Consider the following 12,935-nt stretch of genomic DNA (forward strand, 5'->3'; position numbering starts at 1 on the left):
ACATTACTAACTGCTATAAAAGTGATGTACAGTAACATGAAGTTGCATTATGATAATTAGCAGTAACAGCTCCAAAGTAATAGTGTTTACTGAGTTTGGTACTGCTCTAATAACTATTAGCTTCAATTAATTTTACTTTAATGATGTGATAAAAGGATATATCTCATGGCTTACTCATTCGCAAAACCTTTAACTTTTGCTGCTTTTGTAGCGTTAGGGTTGGCTGGCTGTAATAACAGTAGTGAAACAGCTGTTGAAGCACCAGCAGATGGCGCAACGACAGAAGCTGCTGCTAACCCCAATGGCACGCTGCAAAAAATTAAAGATTCAGGCACTATCGTTGTCGGTTATCGTGACTCTTCTATTCCATTTTCTTATGTTGCCGATGATCCTAATCAGCCGATGGGTTATGCGCATGATCTTGAAATGAAAATCGTCGAGGCAGTTAAAGAAAACCTAAACATGCCAGATCTAAAAGTTCGTTATAACTTGATCACTTCACAAACTCGTATTCCTTTAGTACAAAACGGTACGGTTGATTTTGAGTGTGGCTCAACGACCAATAATGTCGAGCGTCAAGAGCAAGTGGCCTTCTCTAATGGTTTCTTTGAGATTGGTACGCGTCTATTAACTAAAGCCGATTCAGGTGTCACAGGTTTTGATGATTTAGCGGGCAAAAGATTAGTAACGACCGCCGGTACAACCTCTGAGCGTTACATCCGTCAATATGTAGATGAAAAATCTCTAGATACGGATATTATTTCAGCCAAAGATCATGGCGAAGGTTTCTTGATGTTAGAGAGCGGCCGTGCTGATGCATTTATGATGGATGATGTATTGCTCGCAGGTGAAAAAGCCAAAGCGAAGAATCCTGCTGAATGGGTTATCGTTGGAGAGCCACAATCGTTTGAGATCTATGGTTGCATGATGCGCAAGGACGATCCTGAATTCAAGACGGTAGTGAACGACGCGCTAAATAAAACCTTTAGCTCAGGTGAAATCAATAGCATTTATGACAAGTGGTTCTTAAACCCAATTCCACCAAAAAATGTCAACTTGAGCTTTGAGATGTCGGATAACTTAAAAGCACTTATAGCCAATCCGCATGATAGCGATCAGCCAAAAATGGCGACAGCGCAGTAACGAGCCTTTGTCCCTCAACATAGCTAGTACTCGGGTTAGATTAGGGTTAAATGTTTAACAGACCTTACTCTAATCTGAGTGTTAATGGATTGCAGCTGGAGAGACAACTATGAATTATAGCTGGAACTGGGGCGTACTGTTCGAGTCTACAGGCATCGGTAGTGAGCTATATCTAAACTGGATGATTACAGGTTTAGGCTGGCTATTATTAATCGGTAGTATTGCTTGGACCATCGCGATGGTCATCGGTACTATCTTTGGTATTATGCGCACCCTGCCGAACAAAACTGCCCGTAGTATTGGCACCGCTTATGTAACCTTTTTCCGTAATATTCCGCTACTTGTACAGCTGTTTTTTTGGTTCTACGTAGCGCCCGGATGGTTAACACCCTCGCTTCAAGAATGGTGGTTTAGAGAGTTATCACCCAATACCTCAGCGATGCTCTCAGCGAGTATCGGCTTAGGTCTATTTACCGCAGCACGTATCGTTGAGCAAGTACGTACAGGTATTGAATCCTTGCCTCAAGGGCAGATCAATGCCGCCTATGCACTTGGCTTTACGATTCCGCAAGCTTATAAACAAGTATTATTGCCCCAAGCCTTTCGTATCATCCTGCCACCGCTAAGCTCTGAGCTGACTAATTGCTTCAAAAACGCTTCTGTAGCCTCGCTCGTAGGCGTTATGGAGCTAATCAGTCAAACCAAGACTATTAGTGAGTATACTCAAAACAGCCTTGAGATTTATACTTATGCGACGATTATCTATTTGGTTTTCAACTTGACGCTGATTGCCATTATGGGCTTGATTGAGCGCAAACTACGCGTACCTGGGCTCATTGCAGGAGGTCAAAAATGAACATGATGACCGAACTTGCCACCGCTTATCCCGGCCTTATGGGCGGTATGATGACCACCTTAAAGGTACTGTTTTTGGCTATCATCGGCGGTATTAGCTTAGGAACGGTATTAGCGCTGATGCGTTTATCTGGTATCAAGGCATTAGAGATACCCGCCAAATTATACGTCAACTACTTTCGATCGGTACCGCTATTGTTAGTACTCTTATGGTTCTACTTTGCAGTACCGATGATCTACTTTTGGGTAGCCGGTAAGTATCTGCAACTAGATGCTGCTTTTGCCTCATGTGTGGTCGCTTTTATGATGTTTGAGGCGGCTTACTTCTCTGAAGTCGTACGTGCAGGCATTCAGTCTATTGGTAGTGGACAGGTCAATGCTGCTAAGGCTTTGGGTATGACTTATGGTCAGACCATGCGCTTAGTTATTCTACCGCAAGCCTTTCGTAAGATGTTGCCGCTGATACTACAGCAGTGTATTATTTTATTCCAAGATACTACTTTGGTCTTTGCTATTGGTCTGACTGATTTCTTCCGTGCCGCCTATGTACGCGGTGAGCTGATGGGATTATTAACCCCTTATATCTTAGGAGCGGGAGCGGTGTACTTTATTCTTAGCTTAGCGGCCTCGATAGGGGTACAACAAGTACAGAAAAGGTTAAGATTTTAACGCGAGCGCTTAAAAATTAGAGTAAATCAAGACTGCGCTATTTGCGCAGCTTTGCTCTATCAAAGCTCGACTAGAGTTTTATCAATACAATTTGGCAAGAGTAAGAATAGGTTAGGAGCCAACGATGAATGATGCTAAAACGTTTATAAATGAGTTTGGCGGACTGGTCACAGATAATGGTCATGCCAGCGATGAGATAGTTGTTGATATAGACAGCGTTAGCAAATGGTACGGCGATTTTCAAGTACTCACTGATTGCACAGCACACGTACATAAAGGTGATGTGGTTGTCGTCTGTGGCCCCTCAGGGAGTGGTAAGTCAACGTTGATCAAGACAGTTAATGGTCTTGAGCCGTTTCAAAAAGGTAATATTCTAGTTAATGGAATATCCGTTGGCGACTCAAAAACGAATTTGCCAAAGCTACGCAGCCGAGTAGGTATGGTGTTTCAACATTTTGAATTGTTTCCGCATTTAACGATTATCGATAACCTAATGGTTGCTCAAATAAAAGTTTTGGGTCGTAAAGAGGACGAAGCTAAGAAAAAAGCCATGGCTTATCTAGATCGGGTAGGCTTAGTGCTACAAGCGGCTAAATATCCAGCAGAGCTATCAGGTGGACAGCAGCAGCGAGTGGCAATTGCGCGCGCACTGGCGATGGATCCCATCGCTATGCTGTTCGATGAGCCGACCTCTGCGCTTGATCCTGAGATGATCCAAGAAGTACTTGATGTCATGGTCGAGCTGACCCGCGAGGGTATGACGATGATGTGTGTGACCCATGAAATGGGTTTTGCCAGTCAAGTTGCCAATCGCATTATCTTTATGGATGAAGGGCATATCGTTGAGAACTGTAGTAAAGATGAGTTCTTCGAAAATGCAAAAAGTGAGCGGGCGCAGCAGTTCTTATCCAAGATCCTTAATCACTAATGTTTTAATCATTAATGTTTTAATCTTAATCGTATCAAGCGTCTTTAATAAAGGCGCTTTTTTTGTGTCTGTTAGTTGTTCTAAATAGCTCAGCTTACAAGTGTTCCTAGTTTACTGCTACAATAGGCTCAATAATTTCTTTGTAAAATATAGAACTGAACGCTAAAAAATTATAACTAACCAGACATCTTGGAGCTTTTATGAGCGCAGAGCATTCTAATACACCATTAGGTATCGTCATTATTGGCGCAGGTCTAGCAGGCTGGCATGTCATTGATGCGATACGTAGTAAGGATCAGGATATTCCCATTACTTTGATCACGGCTGACAATGGTGATCGCTATCATAAGCCGATGCTAACGATGGCGATTAGTCAAAATAAAAGCGCTACAGATTTAGTGCGGGCGACTGGCGCTGAAGGGGCGACAACCGCAGGAATAACGCTACTGGCTGATACTAGTGTTAGCGATATTGACGCTGATAAGCAGCAGTTGCAGTTGATCTCAGCCAACCGCTCTGATCCTGCTAATACTAACTATGCCACTATCAGCTACGACAAGCTGGTGTTAGCGATGGGCGCGCATCCTATCTTCCCAAAAAGTCTACCGCAAGACTTGGTTTGGCATGTCAATCATATTGAGCGTTTTGGACAATTGCAAGAAAAGCTAGCAACAGGTAGTCAGCGTATTGCTATCGTTGGTGCTGGTATGGTAGGTACTGAAATCGCTGAGGATCTGCTAAAAGCGGGTCATACTATCACTTTGATTGATCTAAATGACGCGCCACTAGCCCAGATGCTACCCGCACAGGCTACTGCCCGTATTGCAAAGGCAGTTGAATCACAAGGTATTGAGTTCTTAGGCGGCTGTCAGGTATCAGCAGTGACTCGCAACAGTGATGGTGCTTTGCAGGTTGATTATGAGCTATTAGCGTCTAGCTCAGACGATAAAACATTATCTGAACCCTTAATTGTAGATCATGTCATAGCCAGCACAGGTCTGTTGATTAATGAGACTTTGCCTACGGCAGCAGGTATTGAGTTTAACCGTCGCACTGGCATTGTGGTCGATAGCCAAACGCTACAAACGGCTGCGGCAAATATTTATGCGATTGGCGATTGTATGTCAATTGATGGGGTTGCTTGTCGTTACGTCGCACCGCTACGCGCGCAAGCGGCAACGATTGCTGATGGTATTTTAGGTCTTGAGCACACAGGTTATGAGCATAAGCCACCCATGATACGCTTAAAAAATAAAGCTATCTCAGTGATGGTAACAGGCGTACCAAAAGCGGATGGCAACTGGCAGGTCAAAACCGAAACGGATGACGAGCTGGTAATGGAATTGCTTAACGACAACAATGACGTCAGCTCAGTAGTCACTGTTAAAGCGCCTGCTACGGTATAATTACTTACTTAGCCACATAGTGCTAATGAAATTTTAGAATGATAGCCAGCATTGCGTTATTCGCGCAGTGCTGATTTTTGTGGATGCACATTTTTGACTGTATTAATTGATACCTATACCTCTCAAAATAAGTGTCAAAAGGTTTTAAGCATACTTTTCATCTGATACTCAATTTTAATTGATAAATGTTGTATCGGTATTATTGACAGTCTTTTGTTAACAGCGCTATAGTAATATAAAACAGTTTCTTCAAGGAAGAATGGTGTAAATAAATAGCCTGTAAGGCGTTGATATAGAACAATAAATCGAGTAAAAATGAAAGGACTCGTCATGATACACTCTTCTCAATTCTCTACTGTTGATAATGATACTGGCAATAATGATATTTTAGCCAATGTTCCACAAATCAATATGGGTGCACAATCCAGTAATGCACCGCTGATTCAAAGCTATGATAAAGGACATGATGTGGCACTTATCGAGGCGACTATCGGTGACTTTTTTGATGCCATTGTCGATAAGTACCCTGAGCGTATGGCGCTAATATCTTGTCATCAAAACATACGTTGGAATTACCGCGAATTACAACAACGCGTTAATCAATTGGCTAGCGCTATTATTGAGATGGGTCTTGAGAGTGGCGATCGTATCGGCATCTGGTCGCATAACAATGCAGAATGGCTACTAATGCAACTAGCAACCGCTAAAGTTGGTGTTATTTTAGTCAATATTAATCCAGCCTATCGTACCTTTGAGCTGCAATACTCTCTGAATAAGCTTGGCTGCTCAGCACTAGTGCTCATGCGCCATTTCAAGAGCAGCGATTATGCTCAGATGGTGCGTGAGCTGTGCCCTGAGATTTATCATAAAACCTATAATCAGCTCGATTTGGTCGAGATTCCAACGATTGAGCGCATCATTTGGATCGATGAGCCAGGCAATGATGAAGACTTTGATTATATGCAAAAGTTTTCAGAGTGGATAAGCGAAGGTGACGCTAACGATCCTCGTATTGCCGAGCGGCAAGCTCAGTTAAAAAATACTGACTCAATTAACGTACAGTTTACTAGTGGCACTACAGGTACGCCCAAAGGCGCGACCTTGACCCATCGCAATATTTTGAATAATGGCTACTTTATCGGTGAGGCGATGAACTTAACCGAAGAAGATAAGCTATGTATTCCCGTACCTTTGTATCATTGCTTCGGTATGGTGCTCGGTAATTTGGCGATCTTAACTCATGGCGGCTGTATCGTTTATCCCAGTGATGGTTTTGATCCCCTATTAGTATTACAAGCGGTAGAAAAAGAGCAGTGTACTGGCCTGCATGGCGTACCGACGATGTTTATCGCAGAGCTTGATCATCCTGAGTTTAAGCGCTTTGATTTATCCAGTCTGCGTACAGGTATTATGGCAGGTTCTAGCTGTCCGATTGAAGTGATGCGCCGCGTCATCGATGAGATGCACATGAGTGAGGTGACTATCGCTTATGGTATGACAGAGACCAGTCCTGTATCCTGCCAAACCAATAAGCATACCCCACTTGAAAAGCAAGTCGCCACTGTCGGTCTTGTGCAGCCAGCGCTTGAGGTAAAAGTCATCGATACTAAGACGGGCGAAACCCTACCGATTGGCAAGACAGGTGAGCTATTAACGCGTGGCTATTCAGTGATGAAAGGCTATTGGGGTAGTCGCTTTAAAACTCGCGAAGCCATTCAAGATGGCTGGATGCATACGGGCGATCTGGCAACCATGGATCAAGAGGGCTATGTCAAAATCGTCGGACGTAGCAAAGATATGGTTATTCGCGGTGGCGAAAATATCTATCCCGTAGAGATTGAAAATTATCTTTACCGTCATCCGAAGATTCGCGATGTACAAATTATTGGTGTACCAGATGAGCGTTATGGTGAGGTGCTAGCGGCGTGGATTATTCCCAAAAATCCTAATAGCTTGACCGAAGAGGAAGTGCGTCACTTCTGTCAGGAGCATATTGCTCATTATAAAGTGCCAACTTATTATCGTTTCGTAAGCGAATATCCCATGACCATCACAGGTAAAATTCAAAAGTATAAAATGGTAGAACTTATGAAGGCAGAGCTAGGCTTATAGTGAGTTCAAAATAAGATTGATAAGCTAATATTAAAGTGCAATGGATATAGATTTTCCTTGCGTGCTGTATCTACGTCAAACTATATCAATAGTTGAATTCGAAGTAAAAGGAATATCATGAGCGCCGTCATTACTAGTGAATTAAGCCCCAACTCAAGCGAATTTCAACAAAACAGTGCCGCGATGCAAGCTATCGTCGATGACTTATATCAGCATCTTAATAAAATTGCACAAGGCGGATCAGAGCGGGCGAGAGCCAAGCATCTAGCACGTGGTAAGCTATTGCCTCGCGAGCGCGTAGAGCGCCTGCTAGATGTGGGTACGCCATTTTTAGAAGTCGCACCGATGGCCGCTTTCGATATGTACGATGCTGATATTCCAGCGGCTGGAGTGATTGCAGGTATTGGCCGTATCAAGGGTGTTGATTGTATGATTGTCTGTAACGACGCCACGGTAAAAGGCGGCACTTATTATCCGATGACGGTCAAAAAACATCTACGCGCGCAAGAGATTGCTCAGCAAAACCATCTACCATGCGTCTACCTAGTCGATTCCGGTGGCGCTAATTTGCCCAATCAAGATGAAGTATTTCCTGATAAAGATGACTTTGGGCGAATTTTCTTTAATCAAGCTAATCTAAGTGCGGCAGGTATTCCACAAATTGCGGTGGTTATGGGCAGCTGTACCGCAGGCGGGGCTTACGTTCCTGCCATGAGTGATGAGTCTATTATTGTCAAAGACCAAGGCACTATCTTTTTGGGTGGCCCGCCACTGGTCAAAGCAGCAACGGGTGAAGAAGTCAGTGCGGAAGATTTAGGCGGCGGTGATGTGCATACGCGTTTGTCTGGCGTGGTTGATTATTTGGCACAAAACGACACCCATGCGTTATCCATTGCCCGCGATATTGTCGGGCATTTAAATCGCGATACAAAAGTAATTCCTAATCAAATTACCCCGCGTCCACCGCGTTATGATGCCAAAGAGCTATATGGCATTATCCCAACCGACAAACGCAAGCCATTTGATATCAAAGAAATCATCGCTCGCATCGTCGATGATAGCGCTTTTGATGAGTTTAAAGCGCGCTTTGCCACGACTTTGATTTGTGGTTTTGCGCATATCGAAGGGATGCCTGTTGGCATTATCGCGAATAACGGCATCTTATTTAGTGAGTCAGCGCAAAAAGGCACCCACTTCATTGAACTATGCTGCAAACGCAAAATTCCATTAGTATTTTTGCAAAATATCACTGGGTTTATGGTCGGGCGCAAATATGAGAACGAAGGTATCGCTCGTCATGGTGCCAAAATGGTGATGGCGGTTGCCAATGCGAAAGTGCCCAAATTTACCGTTATTGTCGGTGGATCATTCGGCGCAGGTAACTATGGGATGTGTGGTCGCGCTTACGATCCAAGATTTTTATGGATGTGGCCGAACGCACGTATTTCGGTAATGGGTGGTGAGCAGGCGGCTTCAGTATTGGCAACCGTTAAGCGTGATAACTTTGACCGTAAAGGAGAGTTGTGGAGCGCTGAGGATGAGGAGGCGTTTAAAGCGCCAATTCGGGAGATGTATGAAGAGCAAGGTCATCCTTATTATGCTACTGCTCGTTTATGGGATGATGGCGTTATCGATCCAGCCGATACGCGTCAGGTATTAGCATTAGGATTGAGCGCTGCTCATAATGCGCCTATTGAAGAGACTACTTTTGGTATTTTTAGGATGTAGATTAGGTAATAGTCTGAAAAGAGAGGTAAGGTGGGTTATTTTCCCAAATTCTTATAGAGAATGCAGATAAAACGTAACTCGCCATTTTATAAAGTGCTAAGCCAAAATGACCTTGATGAGCAGCATGAAAAACAGGAATAACTGAATATGACTAACTATAAAAACTTACTAGTAACGATAGAAAATCACGTTGCAACAGTAACTTTAAATCGTCCTGAGATTCGCAATGCTTTTAATGATGAGATGATTAGCGAGTTGACATCCGTTTTTGAGCGATTAGGTCAAACTGATGACGTTCGGGTGATTGTGTTAGCAGCGGCGGGCAAATCTTTTTGTGCAGGAGCCGATCTAAACTGGATGCGCGCGATGGCAGATTATGACTATGAAGAAAACTTAGCAGACGCAGATAAATTAGCACAGATGCTCAAGATTATTTACGAATGTCCTAAGCCAACAGTTGCTGCTATTCAAGGTGATGTTTATGCCGGTGGCATGGGTCTAGTCGCTGTCTGTGATGTGGCCATCGCGGTTAAAAGTGTTAACTTTTGTCTTAGTGAAGTGCGTTTAGGTCTCGCTCCAGCGACTATCAGCCCCTATGTCATTCGCGCTTTGGGCGCGCGTGCCTCACAACGTTACTTTTTAACCGCTGAAGTATTCGATGCCAAAAAAGCGCGTCAACTTGGCTTTATTCACGAGCGAGTTAATGCAGACGAGTTGCAAGATAGCGTGGCGGCAATATGTGCCAAGATTGTCAATAATAGTCCTGAAGCGGTTAAGACGTGCAAGCGACTTTTGCATGATATTGCAGGCGAAACTATTACGGATGGGTTAATCGCTGACACGATAAAAGAGATTGCCGATATTCGCTCGTCAAAGCAAGGTAAGGAAGGCGTGCAAGCGTTTTTGCAAAAGCGTAAGCCTGATTGGTTCGTACAGTAATAACGATAAGCAATTAAACAATCTTCAATAAAATAGTAAACAAATAAATACTAAGCATGGGACTCACTATGTTCTCTAAAATTTTGATCGCCAACCGTGGTGAAATTGCTTGCCGAGTAGCGGCTACTGCCAAGCGTATGGGCGTTCGCACCGTTGCTGTCTACTCTGACGCCGACCGCCATGCCAAGCATGTGGCTGTCTGTGATGAAGCCGTCTACCTTGGCGGCTCTGCACCAAAAGACAGCTATCTTAAAGGTGATGCTATCATTGCTATTGCCAAGGAGCGCGGCGCACAGGCTATTCACCCAGGCTATGGGTTTTTGAGTGAGAACGCCGACTTCGCGCAGGCATGTATAGACGCAGGTTTAGTGTTTATTGGACCATCTGCTGATGCTATTCGAGCGATGGGCGGCAAATCAGAGTCTAAGCGCTTAATGGAAGCAGCAGAAGTTCCGCTAATCCCAGGCTATCATGGTGATAATCAAGATGCGAAATTCTTGCAAACGCAAGCGGATGAGATTGGCTATCCGGTGCTGATTAAAGCCAGTGCAGGTGGCGGCGGTAAAGGCATGCGTATTGTTGAAAACAGTAAAGCGTTTAGCGACTTGTTAGATTCTTGCCGCCGTGAAGCTATTACTAGTTTTGGTAATGACCAAGTCCTCATCGAAAAGTATGCCCTCAAACCGCGCCATATCGAAATCCAAGTCTTCGGTGATAGTCACGGTAATTACGTGCATCTGTTTGAGCGTGATTGCTCTGTGCAACGTCGCCATCAAAAGGTACTAGAAGAAGCGCCTGCGCCTGACGTCGATGAGTCCATGCGTAGCGCTATGGGTAAAGCTGCGATAGAAGCGGCGCGCGCGGTTGAATATGTCGGTGCGGGTACGGTGGAGTTTATCGTTGAGCAGCGTCCCGAGGGTATGAGTTTTTATTTTATGGAGATGAATACTCGCCTGCAAGTCGAGCATCCAGTGACCGAAGCGATTACGGGCGTGGATTTGGTTGAATGGCAATTACTGGTGGCTGCTGGTCAGAAATTACCTAAATCTCAAGAGGATCTGAAGATAAACGGTCATGCGGTTGAAGCGCGAATTTGTGCTGAAAATCCAGATAATGATTTCTTGCCTGCGACGGGCATGCTGTTTACTTATCAAAAGCCAGCACACAGTACTTTTATCATTGATGAAAATGGCAAAGATGTCCGTATCGATGATGGCGTACGCGAAGGCGATGTGATTAGTCCATTTTACGACTCTATGATTGCCAAGCTCATCGTCCATGCGCCCACTCGCGCGCAAGCTTTAGCGAAGCTGGATCGCGCTTTAGCTTTAACCCGCATTGTTGGACTGCCCAATAACGTAGCGTTTTTGCGTTATGTCATTAACACTGACTCTTTTAGTCAGCCAAATCTTGATACTGCTTTGATTGAACGCGAAGCGGATGAGCTGTTTAATCAGCAGCCACTTGAGCTATCAACGCTGGCTACTACTGCGATTGTACAGCAGCTGGCGAATGAGTTTAAAGCTGCTAATGCTAATAGTCATTATAAGTATGATCCCTTTAATCGACCTTCAGGATTCCGTGCTTATACGAATTATATGCGCAAGTTTAGTTTGTCTTATGATCAGCAGCCCTATGTTGCAAATATCAGCGAATGGCAGAATATTAATATTGATGCAGATAAGAAAAGCGCAGAGAATCTAAGTCACTTTAAGCTAGTAATCAAACATGACCCAGTTGGCAACGAGCAAGCTGAGGCATCAGTTGCACCTGTCTTTGAAGCACAAGTCAGCTATAGTAGTGATGACGCGCACAATCATACTCTATGGCTAAATGGCGCACGTATTAGTGCCCAAAGCTGGATCTACAACGATACGATACATGTTTTCACCGATGCTGGTCGTGATCAGATTAAGCTCATTGATGTTATGGCGTATGTGGGTAGTGAGACTGCTGCTGTTGGCAGTCTAAAGTCGCCGATGCCAGGACAAGTGATTGCTTTTAAAGTAGCGGTTGGGGATAGTGTCAATCAAGGTGATGCGCTCGCTGTGATTGAAGCGATGAAAATTGAGCATACCATCACTGCACCAACGGATGGGGTAGTAGCTGAACTGTTGTTTGCAGCGGGTGACTTGGTCGCTGATGGTGATGAGCTATTACGTATTGATAGTGAGACCAGCGAAGTTTAAGGATAATAACTATGAATAACGCTTATCCAAAGCACGTTTCTATCGTTGACGTCAGTCCGCGTGATGGACTACAAAACGAGTCAAAGACAGTGCCGACAGCGGTCAAGCAAGCGCTAATCGAAGATTTAATCGCGGCAGGAGTTAAGAAGATTGAAACCACTAGCTTTGTCTCCCCTAAATGGGTGCCACAGATGGGCGATAATAGTGACTTGATGACTGCGCTTATGCCTAGCAGATCGAATGACGTTATCTATTCCGTGCTTGTGCCCAATATGCGCGGCTTTGAGAATGCTATTGTGCATCGCCCTGATGAGGTGGTTATCTTTGCTTCCGCTAGCGAAACCTTTAGTCAAAAAAATATCAATTGTAGTATCGATGAGAGCATTGCGCGTTTTGCGCCAGTAGCCGCTGCTGCCAAGGCGCAAGGCATCAAAGTTCGAGGCGTTATCTCTTGCACGGTCGGCTGTCCTTATGAGGGCGAGATTGACCCCAGCCAAGTCGCTTATGTCACCAAACGCTTAGTAGCAATCGGTGCGGAGCAGATCGGCATCGCTGATACCATTGGGGTAGGCACACCTATAAAGGTAAAAAAGGCTTTGCAAGCCGCATTAGAATATATAGATATTGAACATATCTCAGGGCATTTCCATGATACTTATGGGCAAGCGCTAAGCAATACTTTAGCGGCGCTTGAGATGGGTGTTAGCGAATTTGATACCTCAGTAGCGGGCCTCGGCGGTTGTCCCTATGCCAAAGGCGCTACGGGTAATGTCGCAACCGAAAATGTGGTGTATATGCTGCATGGCATGGGTATCCATACTGGTATTGATTTAGATAAATTAGTTGTCGCAGGCGAGCGCATTAGCGAATTTTTAGGACGCCGTAACGACTCTAACGTCGCGCGTGCTTTGATTAACAAGCGTAATTCTTGAAGACGACCTTTTAAGACTAAGTTCTAAAAATAAA

General features: G+C 44.4%; 10 protein-coding genes. All 10 read left to right on the forward strand.

The features are described 5' to 3' along the window. Nucleotides 1-165 precede the first annotated feature (165 nt). On the forward strand, nt 166-1,143 hold the full coding sequence (locus ACR63T_RS02010; protein ID WP_472784609.1) for a glutamate/aspartate ABC transporter substrate-binding protein: 978 nt from the start codon (nt 166-168) through the stop codon (nt 1,141-1,143). Nucleotides 1,144-1,252: 109 nt separating this feature from the next. Then, complete coding sequence (locus tag ACR63T_RS02015) at nt 1,253-1,999, forward strand: amino acid ABC transporter permease (protein WP_201571446.1); 747 nt, start codon at nt 1,253-1,255, stop codon at nt 1,997-1,999. Then, entirely contained in the window at nt 1,996-2,667 is a 672-nt protein-coding gene (locus ACR63T_RS02020) for an ABC transporter permease subunit (RefSeq protein ID WP_305899520.1), read from the forward strand. Before ACR63T_RS02015 ends, ACR63T_RS02020 begins: the two co-directional genes overlap by 4 nt. A gap of 124 nt (nt 2,668-2,791) precedes the next feature. Further along, nucleotides 2,792-3,595 carry an amino acid ABC transporter ATP-binding protein gene (locus tag ACR63T_RS02025; protein WP_227680334.1) on the forward strand — a complete coding sequence of 268 codons (804 nt, stop codon included), beginning with the start codon at nt 2,792-2,794 and terminating at the stop codon, nt 3,593-3,595. A 200-nt stretch (nt 3,596-3,795) separates the two neighbouring features. After that, nucleotides 3,796-5,001, forward strand: a complete 1,206-nt coding sequence (locus ACR63T_RS02030; protein ID WP_305899521.1) for an FAD-dependent oxidoreductase — start codon at nt 3,796-3,798, stop codon at nt 4,999-5,001. A gap of 330 nt (nt 5,002-5,331) precedes the next feature. Then, complete coding sequence (locus ACR63T_RS02035) at nt 5,332-7,113, forward strand: AMP-binding protein (protein WP_472784610.1); 1,782 nt, start codon at nt 5,332-5,334, stop codon at nt 7,111-7,113. 117 nt (nt 7,114-7,230) lie between these two features. Next, complete coding sequence (locus ACR63T_RS02040; protein ID WP_305899523.1) at nt 7,231-8,841, forward strand: carboxyl transferase domain-containing protein; 1,611 nt, start codon at nt 7,231-7,233, stop codon at nt 8,839-8,841. 147 nt (nt 8,842-8,988) lie between these two features. Further along, nucleotides 8,989-9,780, forward strand: a complete 792-nt coding sequence (locus ACR63T_RS02045; protein ID WP_472784611.1) for an enoyl-CoA hydratase/isomerase family protein — start codon at nt 8,989-8,991, stop codon at nt 9,778-9,780. 68 nt (nt 9,781-9,848) lie between these two features. Next, nucleotides 9,849-11,969 carry an acetyl/propionyl/methylcrotonyl-CoA carboxylase subunit alpha gene (locus ACR63T_RS02050; RefSeq protein WP_472784612.1) on the forward strand — a complete coding sequence of 707 codons (2,121 nt, stop codon included), beginning with the start codon at nt 9,849-9,851 and terminating at the stop codon, nt 11,967-11,969. An 11-nt stretch (nt 11,970-11,980) separates the two neighbouring features. Continuing rightward, nucleotides 11,981-12,901 (forward strand): hydroxymethylglutaryl-CoA lyase, encoded by a 921-nt coding sequence (locus ACR63T_RS02055; protein WP_472784613.1) that lies wholly within the window; start codon nt 11,981-11,983, stop codon nt 12,899-12,901. Nucleotides 12,902-12,935 lie beyond the last annotated feature (34 nt).

It is taken from the genome of Psychrobacter sp. M17(2026) (assembly GCF_055699815.1).